Genomic DNA, 20,616 nt, shown 5'->3' with positions numbered 1-20,616 from the left:
CCGACCGGCCGGGACGTACCCGGCATGCAGGGTCGACGCTATGCCCCGACCCTGTGCGGACGCATGCCGGTTGGGGCGTTCCTACGACTCCGTGTTGCTCTCGGCAGCAGGCGCCTGTGCAGCAGCGACAAAGGCGTGCGCGATGATCGACGCGGTCTCCTCGACCTGCCACGGGCGGGCGTCGTGCGAGGCGAGTGCGGCCCCGACGGTCTCGGTGGCGATCGGCTGCGGCGGCTCCCACGACACCACGCGGAGCGTCTCCGGGGTGAGCAGGTTCTCGACGGGCAGGTCGAGCTCCTCGGCGCGCGTGACGACCGCCGCGCGTGCGGCCTTGTACCGGCGGTCGGCGGCCGGGTTGCGGTCCGCCCAGGCGCGAGGCGGCGGCAGCGTGGCCTCGCCCGTGCCGCGGAGCTTCGGGAGGTCCTCGGTCGTGCGGCCGTCCTCGACGGCGGCCCACCAGCGGTCGAGTTCGGAACGGCTGGCGCGGCCGGTGAAGGCCTTCACACCGCTCAGCTCGCCCTTCGACGCCGGGTTGGCCGCGGCGGCCGCGACGATCGCCGAGTCCGGGATGGTGCGGCCGGGCGCGATGTCGGTCTCGCGGGCGTAGGCGTCCCGCGCGGTCCAGAGCGACCGGGCGATCGCCAGCGCACGGGTCCCGCGCAGCGCGTGCATCCCGGACAGCCGGCGCCACGGCTCGGCCTTCGGGGGCTTCGGTGCCCGGGTCAGCACGGCCGCGAACTCCTCCTCGGCGATCCGGGACTTGCCGGCCTCGTCGAGCTTCGCCGCGAGTGCGTCGCGGAGGTCGGGGAGCAGCTCGACGTCGAGCGAGGCGTACACGAGCCAGGACTGGGGGAGCGGGCGGGTCGACCAGTCCGCGGCGGAGTGCGCCTTCGCGAGCGTGATGCCGAGCAGCTGCTCGACGACCGCCCCGAGCCCGACGCGCGGGAAGCCGGCGATCCGTGCGCCGAGCTCGGTGTCGAAGATGCGGGTGGGGACGAGGCCGACTTCCTGGAGGCAGGGGAGGTCCTGCGAGGCGGCGTGGAACAGCCACTCCTCGTCGACGATCGCGTCCTGCAGCTCGGAGAAGTCGCCGATCGGGATCGGGTCGAACAGGAACGCACCGGCGCCGCGGCGGAACACCTGGATGAGGTACGCCCGCTGCGAGTAGCGGTACCCGCTGGCGCGCTCGGCGTCGAGGGCGACGGGTCCGTGTCCGGCCGCGATCGCGGCGACGGCCTCCAGGTACTCCTCGCGGTTCTCGATGACCTTCACTGCGTCATGCGAGTCCTCGAAGGCGGGGTCAGTCACGGGCGAGCCTCCTCGGGGCCAACAGGGTCACGCCGTCCGACGCGGGCGGCAGACCGGCGAGCATCGCCACGATCTCCTCCCAGGCCTCGACGTGTGCGGTGAGGTCGTCCCCGCGCGGGGTCCACGAGGCACGCAGCTCGAGCTGCGCCCCGTCGCCCTGCGCCGCGAGGTCGCCGTAGCCGCGCGAGATGATCTTGGTCGCCGTGCCCGAGGCGTGGTCGTAGGTGGCTCCGTGCGCCGCCAGGGCGTCCACGAGCCAGCTCCACGTCACGTCGGCGACGAACTCGTCGACGCCGATCTCGGGTTCCAGCGGTGCCTGGGCGAACGTCACGATGCGGAACGAGCCGCCCCAGCCCTCGGGTTCGTCCGGGTCGTGCAGGGCGATGAACCGGCCCGTGCCGAGGTCGGAGTCGATGCCGTGCGCAGCGCCCGAGACGTCCGCCGCGAGGGCGATCGAGAAGGGCGCGATGCGCGAGGGCGAGGGGATCTCGGTGATCGTCGTCTCGGCGCGGGTGCCACCCGACGCCACGAACGCACGGAGCCGCGCGAACGCGTCGGGCTCTCGGGTTTCGGACACGAATGCAGACTAGGCTCCGGACCATGTCCCGATCCGCGCGACCCGCCGAGGACGTCGTCCAGGAGACCGCACGATCGGCCGGGTTCGTCGCACTGGGAGCGGGCATCGCAGCGGCCGCCGTCACCACCGCGGTGATCGGCGGGTTCGTCGCGGCGGTGGCCCGGGCGGTGGTCACCCCCGACCGCAAGCGCACCGAGCGCGTCCCGATCCACGCCGTCGACCCCGTTCGGAAGACCGTGACGCTCGAGCGCACCGCCGACACCGAGCTGCAGGGCCGCTACAGCCTGTGGTTCGGCGGCGGCACCGGGCACATGCGCGTCGGCGAGGTCCTCGGCACGACCGACACGACCGTGACCCGTCGCATCATCGCGATCGACGCCGGCGACCCCACGGCAGCGCGGCGGGGTCGCTGGGGTGGCTGGTTCTACCTGACCCCCGGTGAGCTCGACGTCCCGGTCGAGGACGTCGACGTCTCCACCCCGAACGGCCCGGCGCCCGCCTGGGTGATCCGCGCTGACGACCCGGAAGCACCGTGGGCCGTCCTCGTGCACGGCCGCGGCGTGACCCGCGCCGAGACGATCCGCGCGGTGCCGGTCTTCCGGGCGGCGGGGTACTCCGTGGTGCTGGCGAGCTGGCGGAACGACGGCGTCGCCCCGCGGAGCGTCGACGGCCGCTACGGCCTGGGCAGCACCGAGTGGGAGGACATCGACGCCGTCCTCCGCTGGGTCTCCGGCCAGGGTGCGTCGAGCGTCGTGCTCATGGGCTGGTCGATGGGTGGCGCGGTCGTGCTGCAGACCCTCGTCCGCTCACGGTTCGCGGGACTCGTCGACGGCATCGTGCTCGAGTCGCCCGTCGTCGACTGGCACGCGGTCCTCAAGTCCCAGAGCCAGCTGCTCCGCCTGCCGCGGCCGGTCCGCAAGGTCGCCCAGCGGCTCCTCCGCACGCCGGTCCTGCACCGGCTCACGGGTCTGCACCAGCCCGTCGACCTGCGCGAGCTCGACATGGTCGCGCGCGCCGACGAACTGCACGTCCCCATCCTGCTCATGCACAGCGACGACGACGGATTCGTCCCGTCCTCGGCGTCGCACGCCCTGGCCGAGGCCCGCCCGGACCTCGTCCGGCTGGAGATCCAGACGACCGCCCGGCACACGAAGCTCTGGAACCACGACGCCGACTGGTTCGATGCCCGCATCCTCGCGTGGCTGACCGAGGTCGTCCAGCGGGACGGCGCGGCCAGCGCGCGGTAGACGCGACTGCAGGACGGACGGGAGGCGCGGTGCCAGCTGGCACCGCGCCTCCCGTCGGTCGGTGGAACGGCCCGCAAGGTCGCGCCCCGATGCGAACATCGCGCCCGATCACACACGGGCGCGATGTTCGCCGACGGGCGCGATTCCGGGTCGCGCCTCGGCTGCCTGCCGGTCGGATCTACGCGACCGCGGCCTGCGTCTTCACCTGCCGCTGCACCCGACCCAGCATCCCCACCATGCCGCGGATCCGCAGCGGGCTGACGGCCTCGCTCAGCCCGATCGTCAACGGGTAGTCCGTCGGGACGGCGAGCACCTGCTCGACCGTCAGCCCGGAGAGCCCCTGCGCCAGGATCGACGCGAAGCCGCGCGTGGTCGGCGCCTCGCGCGGTGCCGTGGCGTGCATCCGGACGATCCCGGGAGCGTCGCCGTCCTCGCCCACGGTGACCGTGATGAAGACGGGCGACTGACACTCCTCGACGCGTTCGAGTTCGTCCTCGTGCCCCTGCAGGCGCTCGGGCAGCGCCGGGAGCTCGTTCGAGAACTCGAGGAGCAGCTGCAGGCGGTCCTGCTGGGAGAGCTCGAGGAAGTCGTCGCGGATCTCGGCGAGGGACTGGGGGAGTGCGTCGGTCATCGGTCGGTGATCGTACCCGGTTCGGTGCCGACGGCGATCGGGACGCGGACGGCGCTGCCCCACTCGGTCCAGGAGCCGTCGTAGTTGCGGACGTTGTCGTACCCGAGCAGGTGCTGCAGGACGAACCAGGTGTGGCTCGACCGCTCGCCGATGCGGCAGTAGGCGATGACCTCGTCCGCGTCGCCGATGCCGGCGCCGTCGCGGTAGATGGCGTCGAGCTCCTCGCGGGTCTTGAAGGTGCCGTCCGGTGCGGCTGCGGTGGCCCACGGGATGTTCACGGCGGTCGGGACGTGGCCGGCGCGGAGGGCGCCCTCTTCCGGGTAGTCGGGCGCGGTGGTCCGCTCGCCGGAGTACTCGGGCGCGCTGCGGACGTCGATGAGGGGCTTGCCGAGGTGCGCCAGGACGTCGTCCTTGTACGCGCGGATCTCGGTGTCGACCCGGTCGACGACGGGGTACTCGGCGGGGGTGACGACGGTGGCGTCCGTCGTGAGTGCGCGGTCCTCGGCGATCCACTTGGCACGGCCGCCGTCGAGCAGGCGGACGTCCTCGTGCCCGAAGAGGGAGAAGACCCAGAGGGCGTAGGCGGCCCACCAGTTGTTCTTGTCGCCGTAGATGACGACGGTGGTCTCGCGACCGATTCCCTTGCTGCTGAGGAGTGCGGCGAAGGCCTCACCGTCGATGTAGTCGCGCTGCACGGGGTCGTTGAGGTCCGTGTGCCAGTCGATCTTGACCGCACCGGGGACGTGGCCCGTCTCGTAGAGCAGGACGTCCTCGTCGGACTCGACGACGACGAGGTCGGGGGTGCGGGCGTCGAGCTGTTCCTGCAGCCACTCGGTGGAGACGAGTCGTTCCGGGTGCGCGTAGGCGGTGAACTTCTCGGACGTGTCGACCGGTGCGGTCATGGTGGGCTACCTCCAGGTGGTCATCCGGCACCGGACTAGGATCGGTCGTCGGTGCCTGTGGGCAACGGTACGCGGACGTACCGTGCCCCTGACGCAACGTGACACCCCACGACATGCTTCCCGAAAGGGCCTTCCGATCTCCGTGAGCACAGCGCCTGAACACCTCGTCGACCGTGACCCGCAGGTGACCCCGCAGCAGATGGCTGCCTCGCTCGTCCCGCCGCCCCAGTTCGCGGACGCCTCCTTCGCCTCGTACCGACCGGACGCGGACTACCCGTCGCAGGCGTCGGTGCGGGACGCGGTGGAGGCCTTCGTCGCTGCGGGCCCCGCGGACCAGCCCCGCCGGGGTCTGTTCGGGCGGCGTCGCGCGGCTGTGTCCGACACGCCTGCGAAGTCCGGCGTCTACCTCGACGGCGGGTTCGGCGTCGGCAAGACCCACCTGCTCGCCGCCGCGTACCACGCCGCCACGGGGCGCAAGACGTTCGGCACCTTCATCGAGTACACGGCGCTCGTCGGGGCGCTCGGGTTCCAGGGCACGGTCGACCTGCTCCGCGGGACGTCGCTCGTCTGCATCGACGAGTTCGAGCTCGACGACCCGGGCGACACGATGGTGATGACGCGGCTCATCAAGGAGCTCACCGAGACCGGCACCCGCTTCGCGGCGACGTCGAACACCCCGCCGGGCGCGCTCGGTGAGGGCCGGTTCGCCGCGCAGGACTTCCTGCGCGAGATCCAGGCGATGTCCGACCGGTTCGACACGATGCGCATCGACGGCCTCGACTACCGCCGCCGCGCCGTCGACGAGTCCGCCGGGGTCGTCGCCGACGTCGAGGGGGCCCTGCCAGCGGGCACGGTCACGCTCGACGACTTCCGGGCCGTGGTCGGACACCTCGCGTCCGTGCACCCGTCGAAGTACGTCGCGATGGTCGAGGACCTGGACGCCGTGGGACTCACCGACGTCCAGGCGTTCACCGACCAGACCGACGCCCTGCGCTGGGTGGCGCTCGTCGACCGGCTGTACGACGCGCAGGTCCGGATCGTCGCGTCCGGGACCCCGCTCGACCAGGTGTACCCCGACACGATGCTGAACGGCGGGTACCGCAAGAAGTACCTGCGTGCCGCGAGCCGTGTCGTCGCGCTGACCCGGGCCGTGGACTGAGCCACCTGCCGGGCCCGTGGCGGCGCACCTGGGCCGCGCCGCGCCTCCAGGCGGTGTTGCGCGACGGGTGTCGAACACCGTCCGGACGGACTGCGGATGCTCCTGGCCCCCGTCCAGGGGACTGCCCGGGTGACGAAACACGACGTTTACACAGCGCGTCGTCGCGTTACACCCGCGAAACACTTCGTGCCTCCTCGTGAAACCTCACCTCGCCAGACTCGGTGACACCCGACGCGGACCAAGAGCCGCTGGTGCAATCGAGAGGTGAACAGATGCTTGATCAGGGCAACACGACGTTCGTGTTGGTCATGGCGGCGCTGGTGTTGTTCATGACACCCGGCCTGGCCTTCTTCTACGGCGGTCTGGTGAAGGCCAAGTCCGTCATCAGCATGATGATGATGTCCTTCGGGGCGATCGCCCTGGTGAGCGTCCTCTGGGTGCTCTACGGCTACGCGATCGCCTTCGCCAACCACGGTGACGGCACGGCGGTCTCCGGTGTCGTCGGCTTCTTCAGCATCGACTGGAACCAGATCGGCCTCGGCCAGGCGTTCGAGGAGGCCAAGGCCTCCACGATCAACGCGGCGTACCCCTCGATGGCGTTCGTCGGCTTCCAGGCCACCTTCGCGATCATCACGGTCGCCCTGATCTCCGGCGCGATCGCCGACCGTGCCAAGTTCGGCGCGTGGATGGTCTTCGCCGGCGTGTGGGTCACGGTCGTCTACTTCCCGGTCGCCTCGTGGGTCTTCAACCTCACCTCGGGCTGGGCAGCGACCTGGGGCGTCATCGACTTCGCCGGTGGCACCGCGGTGCACATCAACGCGGGTGCTGCGGGTCTCGCCCTGGCGATCGTCCTCGGCAAGCGCGTCGGCTTCGCCAAGGGTGCGCACAAGCCGCACAACCCGCCCTTCGTCCTCCTCGGTGCCGCGATCCTGTGGTTCGGCTGGTTCGGCTTCAACGCCGGGTCCGAGGGTGCTGCTGACGGCATCGCCTCGATCGCCTGGGTGAACACGCTCGCCGCCCCGGCCGCCGCCATCCTCGGTTGGCTGCTCGTCGAGAAGCTCAAGGACGGCAAGGCCACCTCGATCGGTGCCGCGTCCGGTGCCGTCACGGGCCTCGTCGCCATCACGCCGGCCTGCGCCGCGCTCACCCCGGGCTGGGGCATCCTGCTCGGCTTCGTCGCCGGCATCATCTGCTGCTTCGCGATCGACTGGAAGTACCGCCTCGGCTTCGACGACTCGCTCGACGTCGTCGGTGTGCACCTGGTCGGCGGCATCGTCGGCACGCTCTACCTGGGCTTCTTCGCCAACGACACCGGCCTGATCTACTCGGGCTCGTTCGCCCAGCTCGGCAAGCAGGCAGCTGCGGCCGGTGCGGTCGGTGCGTACTCGTTCATCCTCGCCTTCCTCATCGGATGGATCATCGAGAAGACGATGGGCTTCCGCGTCAAGACCGAGGACGAGGTCGCCGGCATCGACACCGCGGTCCACGGTGAAGAGGGCTACGTCCTCTACGAAGACCGCGACGAGACCCCGGTCTCCGTCCGGTAGGCACCAGCACCACCCGTCCGACGGGCCCCGCGCACACAGCAGGCGCGGGGCCCGTCGTCGTGTGGGTGTGCTGTGGGGCCGGGCGGACTCGGAACGACAGCTCCGACGTCGTGCGACATCGGAAGAGTCGTTCGTGCACGTCCGCGACGGCCCGCGCGCGCACGCAACGACGAGACCGCGGTCGTGCGACATCGGCGTTGTCGTACTGAGTCCACCTCCGCCGGTGGCCGGTGCCGGACGGCTGGTGCACAGCGCTCGCGGATGCCGGACCTCCGGCAGAGTGGACCCATGACGACGACGTCGCGCGCCCTGACCAACCTCCGCCCCGTCGGAGGACCCGCACTCCAGGTCGATCGCCCCCGTACCGTGTACCGCGCGAACACCGAGCCCGTCGGGCCCGAGGCGTACCCGTCCGACCTGGCAGCGGTGATCGACCTCCGCCGGGTCGACGAGACGGCCGCCGTGCCGCATCCGCTCGCGGCGTCGCCTGGCTACCGAGGTGTCCCGATGTTCGATCCGTCGTCGGGCCTGGAGTCGGCCGCCGAGGCGACCGCCCTCGAGGACCAGTACATCGACTGGCTCGACCGGCACCGCAGCGGGATCGCCGACGCCCTGCGTGCCGTCGCCGCGACGGACGGAGACGTCCTCGTCTGCTGCTCCGCCGGCAAGGACCGGACGGGGATCGTCAGTGCGCTCCTCGCTCGGCACTGGGGTGACAGCGTCGAGGCGATCGGGGACGACTACGCCGCGAGTGCCGCCGGGTTGGCGGACCGGTTCGCACGGGAACGCGCCGCGAGCACCGACCCCGAGGCCACCGCGACCGCGCAGCGCTGCGTCCCGGAGATCATGACGACGGTCATCGAGCACCTCGAACGCAGCTGGGGGAGCGTCGACGACTACCTGCTGGCCATCGGCCTGCAGGACGCGGAGATCGCGGCGCTCTGATCGCGACGCTGGTCGCGTTCTCGACGTGACCACGGACTGGAGGCGGGGGGGGGGGGGGGCCCCCCCCCCCCCCCCCCCGGCCGGGGGGGGGGGGGGCCCCCCCGCGGGGGGGGGGGCGGGCGGCGGGGGGGGGGGGGGGGGGGGGGGGCCCCCCCCGCCGGGGGGGGGGGGGGGGGGGCCCCCCCCCCCCCCCCCCGCCTCCAGGCAGATGGTCGCGTCAGCGACCCGTCGATTCCGTCGGCGACGTCACCAGGCGTAGTCCTCCGGCGAGGTCTTGTGCCCCGGGAAGATCTCGTCGAGCCGGTCCAGCGCACGCTGGTCGAGGCGGATGTCGACGGCGCGGACCGCGGACTCCCACTGCTCCATCGTGCGGGGGCCGGTGATCGGCGCGGTGACGCCGGGCTGGTGCAGCAGCCACGCGAGGGCGAGCTCGCCCGGGGTGTGGCCGAGCTCCTTCGCGAAGGACTCGTAGGCGGTGAGCTGGTCGCGGTGCCCCTCGACGTACTCGGCGCTGCGGCCACTCAGGCGGCGCGAGCCCTGCTCGGTCTTCTCGATGATGCCGCCGAGGAGCCCGCCCTGCAGCGGGGACCAGGGGATGACGCCGAGGCCGTACTCGCGGGCGGCGGGGAGGACCTCGCGCTCGATGTCACGGACGACGAGGTTGTAGATCGACTGCTCGCTGACGAGGCCGAGGGTGTTCCGGCGTGCCGCTGCCTCCTGCGCCTGGGCGATGTGGAAGCCGGCGAAGTTCGACGAGCCGACGTAGAGCACCTTGCCCTGCTGCACGGCGACGTCGATCGCCTGCCAGATCTCGTCCCACGGGGTCGCACGGTCGACGTGGTGGAACTGGTAGAGGTCGATGTGGTCGGTCTGCAGCCGTCGGAGGCTGGCGTCGAGGGCCTGGCGGATGTTGTACGCGCTGAGCTTCCCGCCGTTCGGCCAGTCGATCATGTCGCCGTAGACCTTCGTCGCGAGGACGGTCTTCTCGCGACGCCCGCCGCCCTTGGCGAACCAGCGGCCGATGATCTCCTCTGTGGCGCCCTTGCCCACCGAGCCGCCGTAGCCGTTGGCGGTGTCGAAGAAGTTCACGCCGAGCTCGTGCGCCCGGTCCATGATCGCGTGCGAGTCGTCTTCGCTGGTCTCCGGGCCGAAGTTCATCGTGCCGAGCACTGCTCGTGAAACCGACAGCCCTGTCCGTCCGAGGTGTGTGTAGTCCATGGGTCCGGTCTACGCGATCGAGGGGGTGGGTGGCAGGCCCTGCGAGTACCGGCCTCGGCCCGCGGCGCACGGGTGGCCCAGACGTCCCGCGCATGCCGCGCCGGGCATGCGCCGGTCGGGGAGGGGAGTAGCGTGCCGTCTCGTGAACACCCCAGCTCTCCGTGGCAGCCGGATCCTCGGGTTCGGCCACCACCAGCCCTCGCGCATCCTGACCAACGACGAACTCTCGACGATGGTCGACACGAACGACGAGTGGATCCGCACCCGGACCGGGATCGAGACCCGGCACATCGCCGGGCCGTCGGACACGGTCACCTCCATGGCGATCGAAGCGGCCCGGAACGCCCTCGCGGACGCCGGCGTGACGCCGGCCGACGTCGGTCTCGTCATCGTCGCGTCCACCACGCACCGCGACCGGGCGCCCTACACCGCGGGCCGGGTCGCCGCGGCCCTCGGGCTCTCGCCGTCCGCCGCCCCGATCGACATCAACACCGCGTGCAGCGGCTTCGAGTACGGGGTCGCGCTTGCCGACCAGGCGATCCGCGTCGGTTCGACGGACATCGCCGTGGTGATCGGCTCCGAGATCCTCTCCGGCATCGTCGACTGGTCCGATCGCTCCACCTGCGTCCTCGTCGGCGACGGCGCCGGCGCGGCCGTGCTCGGCGTCTCCGACGAGGCACAGATCGGACCGGTGTCGTGGGGGAGCGTGCCGCACCTCGAGGAGGCGGTGCTCGTCTCCGGGGACCCCGAGCGCTTCAGCCAGGAGGGCCGCTCCATCTACCGCTGGGCCATCACCGAGGCCGCCGACCACGCCCGCGCTGCCGTCGCGGCCGCCGGGCTCACGCTCGACGACATCGAGGTGTTCGCGTTCCACCAGGCGAACCTGCGGATCATCGAGCCCCTCGTCACGGCGCTCGGCGGCGAGTCGAAGTTCGTCGTCCGGGACGTCGTGGAGTCGGGGAACACCTCGGCCGCGAGCGTGCCGCTCGGGCTGTCGAAGGCCTGGGCGCGGGGCGACCTGCCCGAGGGTGTGCCGGCGCTGCTGTTCGGGTTCGGCGGCGGGTTCGCGCACGCCGGGCAGGTGGTGACGACGCCCGTGCGGGCGCGGTGATCGGGAACTGACCGACAGCGGACTGGAGGCGCGGTGCCAGCTGGCAGCGCGCCTCCGGTCCGGTCGGTGCAGTTCCGTCCGGTCCGTCAGACCGAGTCGTCGGTGTGGTCGGGGGTGTCGGCCCAGAGGTCCTCGCGGCCCTTGCGGCGCGTGATGGCCCGGCGGTCCTTGGGTGCCTTCGTCTGCTTGGGCGCCTTGACCTGCTTCTGTTCCTTCGACTGCTTCGGTTCCTTGGGCTCGAGCACGATCGGGAACTGTGCGGGCGGAAGGCCGAAGCCTGTCCGCGACGCCTGGATCACCTTCCGACCCAGGGCGTGGTTGCCCAGGCCGCCGACCGCCGCGCCGATGCCGAACGGAAGCGCTCGACCGACGATCGTCGTGCCCTGCCGAGCGGCGAAACGCTTGATGAACTGGTCGCGGACCTGTCCGCCGATCCCGTTCACGACCTGCTTCGGCAGGGACGACGTCACCATCTCGCCCCAGAACGCCGTCCGGACCTGACCGCCGGCGATCTGCCCGGCGAGCTGGTTGATGAGCTGCGTGCCCGGTGTCCCGAGGATCATCGCCATGACGAGCATGCGCGCTCGCTCGGGGTCGTCCAGGGCGATGCCGTGCACCTCGGTCACCGACTGTGCGAAGAGGGCCGTCGTCTCGAGGAACCCGACCGTCTCCGCCCCGCTGAGCCCCAGGGCAGCGGCCATGCCGACGCCGGGGATCACGGCGCTCGCACCCACTGCCGCGCCACCGGTGGTCACAGCGGTGAGGTACTGCCGCTCGAGGATCTGGATGATCTCGGCAGGCGTCGAGTCGGGATGGCGCCGGCGGAGTGCTCGGACGTGCGCGACCACGACGGGACGCTGCACGCTCAGCACGCGGTCGAGCATCTTCACCCATCCGGCGGGTTGCTGCTCGGGGGTGCGGGCGTTCGGGTCGGTGGGGGTGGAGGCCACAGGCGCTGCCGGCAAGGGCACGATCGCCTGGTCCTTCTGCTCTCGGGCCATGCGGACGACGGTACGCCGCACGGGTGGGAGCTCCGTCGGACTGTGCTGTGCGGCGCGTCATCGGCAGGGTACCCCCGCTCGGTGGAGCTTCATGCGGAGTCGATCCGGGTCCATGAGGTCGGCCCAGGTCACCCGGACGACGGTGCGCACCTCGGGGAAGGACCGGACGAAGTCTTCACGCTGTTTCTCCTGCCAGTGCGCGTCCGCCGTCGAGCGACCGTCGAGCATCGCGTCGTCCTCGTACTTCGCCCGGCCGTCCACCTCGACGACGACGCCGTGCTCGGGGAACCAGAAGTCGACGATCGCCGTGCGCTCCCCGGGGCGGGCGAACACGTGCTGCTGCACCGGGTCCGGGACACCGAGCTGCCGGAAGCGCACGCGGCAGACGGACTCCGCGGGCGATCCCGATGCCGCCGACCCCATCCCCACTGCGACCGCCGCCTTGTCGCTGCCCCGGGTCGGTCGCGCAGCCAGTTCGTCGTGGAGCATCGCGGGCAGGACCCGTCGGTCGTACAGCGCGGCATCGATCATGGGGACAGCGTCGATGAGGTCGACGGTCGATGCGACGTCGATGAGGGTGCGCACCAACGACGTGACCGGAGCGCCGGCGAACACTGCCGTCGTGGTCGGCGGGAGACCGTCCCACCGTGACGATGACGACCCGGTCGGCACGTGCACCCGGAGCAGCGCGGTGGTCTCCCCGCGAGAGCGACGCGGATCGGACACGTTGACACGGTCCGGAGGTCCTCCGATGTACGGGAGGCCGTGCACCGCCGCCGCAGACCAGTGGGAGATCTCGACCGGCGGATGGATCGTCGGCGCCGTCGCGCGGAGGAGCAGGAGGTGGTGGTGCTCGGGCCGGAGCCCTTCGAGGTGTTCCGGACGGGCGAGGACACCGGGCCGGATCGCGACGAGTTCGCCGCGGTGGACCTGGCGCTGCAGCGCACGGCGTTCGGCGCTCGGATGACCGCCGGTGCGGATGAGCGGGACGGCGAGGACTCGTTCGTGCATGCCGCAACCATGGCGCGGTGGACCGCACCACACGGCGGAACCGGGCTGATCTGTGGATGGTGAGCCGTGCCTCCAGGCTGTGGAGGGGTAGCACGGGTGCAACGTGCGACAACGTCGATGTCGCACGACAGCCGCCTTGTCGCAGGCAAGCGTGCGCAACTGTTGCGGACGCGCAGCGGCGACAACTCCGATGTCGTACAACAGCGGAGTTGTCGTTCCGAGTCGGAACTGGGGCGCGGCGGATCGGGTGCGAAGCCCCCGGCGCGCCCGCGCCCCGCGCGCGCGTCAGCGCCGGGCGAGCTCCGCGCGCAGCGGCAGGTCCTGGTCCTCCAGGATGAGCTGGGCGCCGGCCGAGGTCCGGGCGTTCACGACGATCGGCGCGAGCAGGTTCACCGTGGTGCCGGACTCGCTGGGGTTCGCGACGACGAGCAGCATGGCGTCCTCGGCCGAGGTCAGCCCGAGCCCCGAGGCCTGCTCGTCGGTGAGCTCGGGGGAGTACGAAGGCAGGTGCACCGAGGCGTCGAGCACGAACAGGCGCGAGGAACCCCCGACCAGGGTGAACAGACCGTCGGCACCGTCGACCGGCGTCAGGGTGAAGACGTCTGCCGGCGCGAGGCCGAACGGCGGGACGGCGAAGGTCAGGTCGATGCTCATCGGAGGTAGTCCATCAGGGTCGGCTGCAGGACCTTCGCGGTGACGGCGAGGGCTGCCTGGTAGTTGGTCTGCTGCACCTGCAGGTCGAGGACGGCCTTCGCCAGGTCCTTGTCCTCGATGCCGGCGCGGCGGCTCTCGAGCGACACGGTGGCGCTCTTCAGCGAGTCCTGGGCGGCGAGGGCGGCCGCGTGCCGGACACCGACGTCTGCCTGCACGCCGCGCACGGTGTCGATCGCGGCGTCGACGTCGTCGATGCGCGGGTTCAGGTTCACACCGTTCTGCAGGTCGCCGACAATCGAGTCGATCATCGAGAACACGGACGAGCTGCCGGAGCCGAACACGGCGGTGCCCGCGGTGTCGACCCGCACGGTCGTGCCGTCGCCGATGCGCCGGGTGACGTCGGTGCCGGCGGTCGCCCACCCGGTCGCGGGGTCGTACGCGTTCGCAGCCGTCGAGGACCCGGCGAACACCGAGCGGGCGCCGTACGTGGCGTTCGCCTTCGACTCGAGCTCGGTCTTCAGGGACTGGAACTGGGTGATGAACGCGTCGCGGTCGGTGTCGCTCATGGTGCCGCTGTTCGCCGCCTGGACGGTGAGGTCCCGCACGCTGTTGAGCACCGAGTACACGCTCGACAGGGTGCTGTCGGTCGTGGCGAGCCAGCCGACGGCGTCGTCGGCGTTGCGCGTGTACTGCGCCGCGGCGGCCTGCTCCTTGCGGACCTGCATCGACGAGGCGGTGCCGACCGGGTCGTCGGACGGTCGCTGGATGTTCTTCAGCGTGGTCGCCTGGTCGGTCAGCTGCGCGAGCTTCGCAGCGCCGGCCTGCAGCCGCGCGCTGGCGGCCGTCATGGACATCTGGGTGGTCACTCGGGTGATCACGGTCAGCCCCTCCCGACGATGCCGGTGCGGTTGATGATGGTGTCGAGCATCTCGTCGACGGCGGTCAGGACGCGCGCGGCGCCCTGGTACGCGTGCTGGTAGCTCAGCAGGTTCACGTTCTCCTCGTCGAGGTCCACACCGGCGCTCGACTGCTGCTGCGTGCGCGCGTTGGTCAGGGCGAGTCCGGTGAGCGTCGATTCCGACGAGGCCGACCGGGAGGCAGTGCCCACCCCCGCCATGAAGGTCGCCCAGGAGCGGTCAGCGCCGTCCGGCGCCGTGCCGAGTCGCGAGAGCGCGTCGGCGAACGAGTCGTCGAGTTCCCCCGCCGCGTTCCGCGTCGCCAGTCCGCTGCCGTCGGTCGGGACGACGCCGAGCCCCTGGGCGGCCGGCACGCCGGCAGCGAGCGAGAAGAACGGGGTGCCCGTCGCCCCGGTCGGGGTCGTGCCGGTGGCGTGCACGGCGTTGACCGCGGTGGCGAGCTTCGTCGCGACCTGGTCGTACGACGCCGAGGCCTCGGCCAGGGCACCGCCGGTCCCGTTCGCGGTGACGGGTGCGAGGAGCGAGAGGTTCCCGCCGATCGAGCCGCCGGACAGGGACACCGCGCCGGCCGTCCCCGAGGTCCATGTCAGGGTCACGGCGGCCCCGTCGGCCAGTCGCTGTCCGCCGCCGAGGGCGACCGAGCGGGCGTCGGTGCCCTGGACGATGGCGTTGCCGCCGATCAGCACGTCGACCGTGCCGTCGGCGTTCTGGCGGACGGTGCCCCCGGCGAGGGACGCGATCTGCTCGGTGAGCTGGTCCCGCTGGTCCAACAGCTCGTTGGCGTTGCCTCCCGAGGCGAGGGCGGTGCGGATGCGTCCGTTCAGGTCGGCGACCTGCGAGGCGGCGCTGTTGAGCTGCTGTACCTGGCCGTCCACGGTCCCGCGGACGGTGGACCACTGCGCGTCGATCGCCTTGGAGCCGCTCGCGAGCGCACTCGCGACGGTCTTCGCGGCGCCGATGACCGCGCTGGCGGCACCCGGGTCGTCGGGGTGGGTGGACAGCTCGCTCCACGACGACCAGAAGGCGTCGAGCTTGCTGGCGAGGCCGTCGTCACCGGGCTCGTTCAGTCCGTTCTCGAGCGCCGACAGTGCCGCGGCGCGGGCGTCGGCGTAGGCCGAGGACCCGGAGGCCACCCGGACGCCGGCGTCGAGCGTCAGGGAAGCGAGGCGGGCGATGCCGTCCACCGAGACCCCCTGCCCGGCGAGGGCGGCGGTCCCTCGCACGAAGCCGGTCTGCGCGGCGGGGATCGACGACTGGGAGACGCGCTGGCGCGTGTACCCGGCGGTACCGGCGTTGGCGATGTTCTGCCCGGTGACGTCGATGCCGGCGCGGGCCGCCGCGAGGCCGGAGTAGGCGGTGGCGAGGGATCCGAAGGTGCTCACCACGGCGCTACAGGGTCCCCTCGAAGAGCCGCGCGCCGTCGGAGCCGGCACCCGAGGCACCCGAGGCGTCGTACGTGGCGGCGCCCGTGACGGATCCGGCGAGGGTCTCCTCGGTCGCCTGTGCGGCGGCCCGGAGGAAGCGGTCGTTCTCGTCGCGGAGGGAGCCGATCTGGGTGGTCAGCTCGACCATGGCGGTGAGGTGCGCGGCGAGGATCTCGCCCCAGGGGCCGTTCGGGGCCGCGGCGACGACCTCGCGCAGGGGTGCGTCGGTGGGGACACCCCACTCCTCGGCGACCTCGGCGCTCGACGCTGCGCGCTCGAGCCCGGTGCTGCGGAGGCGCTCGAGGACCTGTTCGACCTCGCGGCTGGCGTGCGAGACCCAGCGGGAGCGTCCGGCCGCGAGGAGCAGCTGTTCCTCCTCGAGCTTGAAGGTGAGCAGCTCGAGCAGTTCGCGTTCGCGCCAGAGCACGGCGGACAGTTCGTTCACGCTCATCGTCTCCTCCCGGTGGGGTGTGTCGGTCATCCTGCGGACACCGGGACCTATCGGGTCGCCGGTCGCGGACGTAAGCGCCGCTCTGGTGACTGCGTCTGCCGGACACGAGCCGCGCCTCCAGAGATTCACCCCGAGCGGGGGACAAGAACGCCCGTTCCCCACCCGGTGTCCCCCCAAATGCCGACCGGGAAAACACCCTCTCACCCCCGCACTGGGGACGGTTGTGCACCCGTACAGGGCTTTGTCAGCCGATACATTCGAAGCGCACCGCGGGGGACATCCCGCACCGCGTCGCAGGGGCGCGGACGTGCACCACCCGGAAGGAACCGGGTGGTTCTTCGGCGTACGCACCGGCCATCCGAGGCCGGTGTCCGCCGCGCCCAGGGACGGGTCAGTCACGTCAGTCGACCAGGGGATCAGCATGGACCGGAACGACCGCAACGCGATGATCGTGGAGCACCTCCCGCTCGTGGGCTACATCGTCGCCGACGTCCGAGCGCGTGCCACCCACCTCGACCGTGACGACCTCGCCGCCGTCGGTTCGCTCGCACTCGTCGCCGCGGCCGAGGCCTTCGACCCCGACCTCGGCGTCCCGTTCGGCGCCTACGCCCGGACTCGGATCACGGGCGCGATCGCCGACGACATGCGCTCGGCCGACTGGGCGTCCCGCGGCACGCGGAAGCGCATCCGGGAGACCCTCGCCACGCAGGAGGCCCTCTCCGCGCGCCTCGGCCGGAGCGTCGGCGTGCAGGAGATCGCCGACGCCATGGGTGTGGACCGGCAGACCGCCTCCGACGCGATGAGCGATGCCGCCCGCACCGTGACCCCGATCGACGAGACGGTGCACGACACGCTGGCCGCCGACCTGCCGCTGCCGGGCGAGGACCTGCTCGAGGCGGAGAAGCGTCGCTACCTCCGCGCCGCCGTCGAGGCGCTGCCGGAGCGGATGCGCTACGTGGTCGAGAACGTCTACTTCGGCGACCGCTCCGTGACCGAGGTCGCCGCCGAGCTCGGCATCACGCACTCCGCGGTCTCCCAGCAGCGCTCCGAGGCGATGCGCCTGCTCCGCGACGGACTCGCTGCGCACTACGGCGACGGAGGGGCCGCTGCCGAACCCGCCTCGCGCACCACGGCCGCGCGCCGGAGCGCCTACCTGGCACGGGTCGCCACGAACGCCGCCGCCGGTGTCGCCCGCGCCGTGCACGACGCCACCACCCCGGTCGTGGCGGCGAGCTGAGACGTCGACGAGGCGATCTCACCGGAAATCCTCGTCGATCCCCTAACGGCTCCGGCCGACCGGTCGAGAGTCACCCATGTCAGCCCACGGACGGGCAGACGCAAGACCCAGATTTCACGGAGGAAACCACCATGGGTATGTCCATCAACACCAACCTCTCGGCACTCAACACGTACCGGAACCTCAACGCGACGCAGAACGACCTGTCGAAGTCCCTCGAGAAGCTCTCGTCGGGCCTCCGCATCAACCGTGCTGCCGACGACGCGGCCGGTCTGTCGATCTCCGAGGGGCTGAAGTCCCAGGTCGGTGGCCTCACGGTCGCCGCCCGCAACGCGCAGGACGGCATCTCCGTCGTGCAGACCGCTGAAGGTGGCCTCACCGAGACCCACTCGATCCTCCAGCGCATGCGCGACCTGGCCGTCCAGGCCGGCAACGACTCGAACAACGGCGACTCGCGGACCGCGATCGACACCGAGGTCGGCCAGCTCCAGAAGGAGCTGACCCGCATCTCGGAGTCGACCAACTTCAACGGCATCAACCTGCTCGACGGCTCCGCTAACACCAACACCGGCAAGCTGACGTTCCAGGTCGGCGCCAACGCGGGTACGTCGAGCCAGATCGAGGTCGACCTCAGCGGCGCCAACGTGAAGGACGTCGCCGACGCCCTCACGACCGGCACCGGTGGGAAGATCGCGTTCGACACCGCGGCGAACGCGCAGCTCGCGATCACCGCGATCGACGACCAGATCAAGGCCGTCTCGACCGCTCGTTCGACCCTCGGTGCCGTCCAGAACCGGTTCGACCACGCCATCAACGTGACGAACGTGGCGAAGGAGAACCTCACCGCAGCCGGTTCGCGCATCACCGACGTCGACATGGCGCAGGAGATGGTCAAGTACACGCGCGACAACATCCTCAGCCAGGCCGGCACGTCGATGCTCGCGCAGGCGAACCAGAGCACGCAGGGCGTGCTCTCGCTCCTGCGCTAGCACCCCTGACGTCGCTGCCCGGGACCGTTCAGGCGTCCCGGGCGGCGGCGTCGCCCGCACCCGACCACCACCACCACCACCTCCGACGGCAGGGAGCCCTCGATGTCCTCCGTGTCATCGGCCAGCAGCCTCGCGATCGACGGCCTCGTCAGCGGTCTCAAGACGACCGACCTCATCAACTCGCTGATGAGTGTCGAAGGCGTCCCGCAGACGCTGCTGAAGAACAAGCTCACCAGCACGAACTCGTTCATCTCGTCACTGCAGACGATCAACAGCCTCGTGCAGACCCTCGCCACGAAGGCCGCTGCCGCCGGGAAGGCGACGTCGCTCGACGTCTTCACCGCCACGAGCTCGTCGGCCGCGGTCACCGCGGTGACCGGCGCGAACGCGACCGCCGGCTCGATCACGTTCTCGGTCGGCTCGACCGCCTCCGCCCAGGTCGGCGTCACCGCGGCGACGTCCGCGTGGTCCGCCTCGGCGGAACCGCTCACCCTCGTCGGGTCCGACGGCAAGCAGACGACCGTCACGCCCGCGTCGGGGTCGCTCGACGACACGGTGTCCGCGATCAACAAGGCGGGGGCGGGCATCACCGCGACGAAGGTCGCCGCGGGGACCGACACCGACGGCACGAAGCTCTACCGCCTCCAGCTGACGTCCGCGAAGACCGGCGCGGCCGGTGCGTTCCAGGTGTACCGGGGGACCGGTGCCGAGGTGACCGCCGGCTCCGCCACGAACGTCCTGACCGAGACCGGAGCGGCCGTCGTGACGCAGGCGAAGGACGCCAGCGTCACGCTCTGGGCCGGCACCGCCGCCGAGCAGGTCGTCACGAGCGCGACGAACACCTTCACCGACCTCGTGCCCGGCCTCACCGTCACGGTGACGAAGCCGACCACCGAGTCCGTCACCGTCGGCGTCGCACAGGACACCACCAAGGCCCAGGCCGTCGCGTCCGGCCTCGTCGACGCGATGAACGCGGTCACGGCGTACTACGGCTCGAACACCGCGGTCACGAGCACCACCAGCCCGACGAACGGGACCACGACGACGACCGCCGGGGTGCTCTCCGGCGACGGGACCACCCGGGACGTCGTGCAGCGCCTGACCAGCACGATGTCCGCACCGGTGGGCGGCAGGTCGCCGTCGTCGATCGGCATCGTGATCACGAAGGACGGCGACTTCACGTTCGACGCCGACGTCTTCCAGAAGGCACTCGCAACAGACCCCCAGGGCACCCAGGCGATGCTCTCCGGCGTGGCGGCGAACGTCGGCGCGGCGGCCACCGCGGCCTCGGACAAGTACGACGGCTCGATCACCACGAGCATCACCGGCCAGCAGGCGGTCGCGAAGGACCTCACCACCCAGATCGACAGCTGGACCGACCGGCTCACCGCGCGCCGCGCCTCGCTGCAGACGCTGTACTCGTCGCTCGAGACCAGCCTGAGCAAACTCCAGTCCCAGTCGAGCTGGCTCGCCAGCCAGCTCGCCTCGACGTCGAGCTGACGGGAACGACGATGAACGCCTTCGACCTCCAGGCCGCCGCCTTCCGACAGGCCGCCCAGCCACGCAGCGTGACCGACCAGCGGCGCGCGCAGTACACGAACGAGGCCGTGCTCTCCGCGACGCCGGCGCAGCTGGTCACGATGCTCTACGACCGGCTGCTCCTCGACCTGCACCGTGCCGAGGCCGCCCAGACGACCGCCGACTGGGAGGCTGCCCGCGAGCAGCTCCTGCACGCCCAGGCCATCGTCGGCGAGCTGTCGTCCACCCTGAAGATCGACGTGTGGGACGGCGGCGAGGGACTGCTCGCGATCTACAACTACGCGTCCACTTCGCTCATCACGGCGAACGTGCACCGGGACGTGCAGGCCACCCGCGACTGCATCCGGATCCTCGAGCCGCTCCGGCAGTCCTGGCACGAGGCCGCTGCGTCGCTGCCCGCTGCCTCGGCGGCCCAGCACCCCACGGGCGGAGCGCTCGGTGTCGCGTGACGCGTGGGAGGCGGCACTCGCCACCCTGGAACAGGACCTGACCGGCGACACCGACACCGTGTGGTCGGAGCCGACCGGGCTGGGACCGGTCCCGCGCGACCTGGTGGGTCGTGCCTCCAGGCTGCTCGCCGCGCAGCGGGACCGCATCGCGGTCCTGGACGCCGAGCGCCGCTCGACCGCCGGACACCTCGGGGTGTTGCGGTCGGTCGCGGAGACGCGGGAACCGCGCGGCTCGGTGTACCTCGACGCGTCCGCCTGACGCGCCGGCCGGTGCGGCTGCGGAGTCGGAACGACAACGC

The 20,616-nt window shown here is 71.5% G+C and carries 21 protein-coding genes; 10 read left to right on the top strand and 11 right to left on the bottom strand.

Annotated elements, in window-relative coordinates; all coding sequences use genetic code 11:
- Positions 1-81: 81 nt before the first annotated feature.
- A complete protein-coding gene (locus ABIC61_RS13055) occupies positions 82-1,308 on the bottom strand; it encodes an HRDC domain-containing protein (RefSeq protein WP_354030246.1) in 1,227 nt (408 codons plus the stop codon).
- Positions 1,301-1,885: a DUF3000 domain-containing protein gene (locus ABIC61_RS13050; RefSeq protein WP_354030245.1), complete on the bottom strand. Its 585-nt coding sequence runs from the start codon at positions 1,883-1,885 to the stop codon at positions 1,301-1,303. The genes ABIC61_RS13055 and ABIC61_RS13050 overlap by 8 nt, the downstream gene beginning before the upstream one ends.
- A 23-nt stretch (positions 1,886-1,908) precedes the next feature.
- Between ABIC61_RS13050 and ABIC61_RS13045 the strand changes: the two genes are divergently transcribed.
- Positions 1,909-3,132 (top strand): alpha/beta fold hydrolase, encoded by a 1,224-nt coding sequence (locus ABIC61_RS13045; protein ID WP_186321884.1) that lies wholly within the window; start codon positions 1,909-1,911, stop codon positions 3,130-3,132.
- A 178-nt stretch (positions 3,133-3,310) separates the two neighbouring features.
- Here ABIC61_RS13045 and ABIC61_RS13040 read toward each other — a convergent pair whose 3' ends face one another.
- Together ABIC61_RS13040 and ABIC61_RS13035 are read right to left on the bottom strand one after the other, a co-directional pair.
- Entirely contained in the window at positions 3,311-3,763 is a 453-nt protein-coding gene (locus tag ABIC61_RS13040; protein ID WP_354030244.1) for a SufE family protein, read from the bottom strand.
- Positions 3,760-4,665, bottom strand: coding sequence for a sulfurtransferase (locus tag ABIC61_RS13035; RefSeq protein ID WP_354030243.1), 906 nt, complete (start codon positions 4,663-4,665; stop codon positions 3,760-3,762). Before ABIC61_RS13035 ends, ABIC61_RS13040 begins: the two co-directional genes overlap by 4 nt.
- A 199-nt stretch (positions 4,666-4,864) precedes the next feature.
- Between ABIC61_RS13035 and zapE the strand changes: the two genes are divergently transcribed.
- The 3 genes from zapE (at position 4,865) to ABIC61_RS13020 (ending at position 8,316) form a co-directional block, all read left to right on the top strand.
- The gene (gene zapE / locus ABIC61_RS13030) at positions 4,865-5,824 is read left to right on the top strand and encodes a cell division protein ZapE (protein WP_354030257.1); all 960 of its coding nucleotides are present in this window, start codon (positions 4,865-4,867) and stop codon (positions 5,822-5,824) included.
- A 272-nt stretch (positions 5,825-6,096) separates the two neighbouring features.
- A complete protein-coding gene (locus ABIC61_RS13025) occupies positions 6,097-7,371 on the top strand; it encodes an ammonium transporter (protein WP_144750084.1) in 1,275 nt (424 codons plus the stop codon).
- 288 nt (positions 7,372-7,659) lie between these two features.
- Positions 7,660-8,316: a tyrosine-protein phosphatase gene (locus tag ABIC61_RS13020; protein WP_354030242.1), complete on the top strand. Its 657-nt coding sequence runs from the start codon at positions 7,660-7,662 to the stop codon at positions 8,314-8,316.
- 246 nt (positions 8,317-8,562) lie between these two features.
- On the opposite strand, the gene ABIC61_RS13015 is transcribed toward ABIC61_RS13020, so the two are convergent.
- Positions 8,563-9,534, bottom strand: a complete 972-nt coding sequence (locus ABIC61_RS13015) for an aldo/keto reductase (RefSeq protein WP_144750067.1) — start codon at positions 9,532-9,534, stop codon at positions 8,563-8,565.
- Positions 9,535-9,676: 142 nt separating this feature from the next.
- Between ABIC61_RS13015 and ABIC61_RS13010 the strand changes: the two genes are divergently transcribed.
- Positions 9,677-10,645, top strand: a complete 969-nt coding sequence (locus ABIC61_RS13010) for a beta-ketoacyl-ACP synthase 3 (RefSeq protein WP_354030241.1) — start codon at positions 9,677-9,679, stop codon at positions 10,643-10,645.
- Between the two features lie 86 nt (positions 10,646-10,731).
- Here ABIC61_RS13010 and ABIC61_RS13005 read toward each other — a convergent pair whose 3' ends face one another.
- The 6 genes from ABIC61_RS13005 to ABIC61_RS12980 all read right to left on the bottom strand — a co-directional run bounded on the left by ABIC61_RS13005 (position 10,732) and on the right by ABIC61_RS12980 (position 16,103).
- On the bottom strand, positions 10,732-11,646 hold the full coding sequence (locus ABIC61_RS13005; RefSeq protein WP_354030240.1) for a hypothetical protein: 915 nt from the start codon (positions 11,644-11,646) through the stop codon (positions 10,732-10,734).
- A 57-nt stretch (positions 11,647-11,703) separates the two neighbouring features.
- On the bottom strand, positions 11,704-12,657 hold the full coding sequence (locus ABIC61_RS13000) for a hypothetical protein (RefSeq protein WP_354030239.1): 954 nt from the start codon (positions 12,655-12,657) through the stop codon (positions 11,704-11,706).
- Between the two features lie 285 nt (positions 12,658-12,942).
- Positions 12,943-13,311: a flagellar assembly protein FliW gene (locus tag ABIC61_RS12995; RefSeq protein ID WP_354030238.1), complete on the bottom strand. Its 369-nt coding sequence runs from the start codon at positions 13,309-13,311 to the stop codon at positions 12,943-12,945.
- Complete coding sequence (gene flgL, locus ABIC61_RS12990) at positions 13,308-14,189, bottom strand: flagellar hook-associated protein FlgL (RefSeq protein WP_354030237.1); 882 nt, start codon at positions 14,187-14,189, stop codon at positions 13,308-13,310. The genes ABIC61_RS12995 and flgL overlap by 4 nt, the downstream gene beginning before the upstream one ends.
- A gap of 2 nt (positions 14,190-14,191) precedes the next feature.
- Entirely contained in the window at positions 14,192-15,613 is a 1,422-nt protein-coding gene (flgK, locus tag ABIC61_RS12985; protein WP_354030236.1) for a flagellar hook-associated protein FlgK, read from the bottom strand.
- Between the two features lie 4 nt (positions 15,614-15,617).
- Positions 15,618-16,103 (bottom strand): flagellar protein FlgN, encoded by a 486-nt coding sequence (locus ABIC61_RS12980; RefSeq protein ID WP_144750055.1) that lies wholly within the window; start codon positions 16,101-16,103, stop codon positions 15,618-15,620.
- 421 nt (positions 16,104-16,524) lie between these two features.
- Between ABIC61_RS12980 and ABIC61_RS12975 the strand changes: the two genes are divergently transcribed.
- From ABIC61_RS12975 to ABIC61_RS12955, 5 genes are all read left to right on the top strand, one after another.
- On the top strand, positions 16,525-17,340 hold the full coding sequence (locus tag ABIC61_RS12975) for a sigma-70 family RNA polymerase sigma factor (RefSeq protein WP_354030235.1): 816 nt from the start codon (positions 16,525-16,527) through the stop codon (positions 17,338-17,340).
- 131 nt (positions 17,341-17,471) lie between these two features.
- A complete protein-coding gene (locus ABIC61_RS12970) occupies positions 17,472-18,329 on the top strand; it encodes a flagellin N-terminal helical domain-containing protein (protein ID WP_222121922.1) in 858 nt (285 codons plus the stop codon).
- 102 nt (positions 18,330-18,431) lie between these two features.
- Positions 18,432-19,829 (top strand): flagellar filament capping protein FliD, encoded by a 1,398-nt coding sequence (fliD, locus tag ABIC61_RS12965; protein WP_354030234.1) that lies wholly within the window; start codon positions 18,432-18,434, stop codon positions 19,827-19,829.
- A gap of 11 nt (positions 19,830-19,840) precedes the next feature.
- Entirely contained in the window at positions 19,841-20,317 is a 477-nt protein-coding gene (gene fliS / locus ABIC61_RS12960; protein ID WP_354030233.1) for a flagellar export chaperone FliS, read from the top strand.
- The gene (locus ABIC61_RS12955; protein ID WP_354030232.1) at positions 20,307-20,576 is read left to right on the top strand and encodes a hypothetical protein; all 270 of its coding nucleotides are present in this window, start codon (positions 20,307-20,309) and stop codon (positions 20,574-20,576) included. The genes fliS and ABIC61_RS12955 overlap by 11 nt, the downstream gene beginning before the upstream one ends.
- Positions 20,577-20,616: the final 40 nt, after the last annotated feature.

Source organism: Curtobacterium sp. 1544 (assembly GCF_040544915.1).
Classification (GTDB): domain Bacteria; phylum Actinomycetota; class Actinomycetes; order Actinomycetales; family Microbacteriaceae; genus Curtobacterium; species Curtobacterium pusillum_C.
The sequence above is the reverse complement of the archived record's forward strand: the minus strand, read 5'-3'. Positions and strand labels throughout refer to the sequence as shown.